The following is a 343-nucleotide window of genomic DNA, read 5'->3' on the forward strand; positions in this document are numbered from 1 at the left end:
GGACTATCCAACACTTGCCGCGATGTCCGGGAAGTTCGGCGTCAGGCTCGCGGTGCTGCCGTTTCCTGACGCCAGCCAGTTCGGCGTCGATCTGCCGCCTGACGTTCTGACTGATCTGCGAACGGAAATCGATCAGCACGTGCTCGCCTCGATTTCGACTGCGAACAACGATCTGGTCGGTCGTCTTTTTGAGGCAGTCTCGAAGCTTGCTGACCGTCTTTACGGTGCGACCAACGTTCGACTGGACGTCACGAACAACGTGCGCGAACTGTGCGATCTGCTGCCGAAGCTCAACTTCTCGAACGATCCCTTCGACGTCATCACGATCACCGTATTCTTGAAG

1 protein-coding gene is annotated in these 343 nt (G+C 57.1%); it reads left to right on the top strand.

The window, feature by feature from the left end; genetic code table 11:
- On the top strand, nucleotides 1-343 hold a 343-nt coding region (locus EN859_RS36200; protein WP_210237773.1), incomplete at both ends, for a hypothetical protein.

Origin of the sequence: Mesorhizobium sp. M00.F.Ca.ET.216.01.1.1, assembly GCF_004010325.2 — a bacterium.
Lineage (GTDB): Bacteria > Pseudomonadota > Alphaproteobacteria > Rhizobiales > Rhizobiaceae > Mesorhizobium.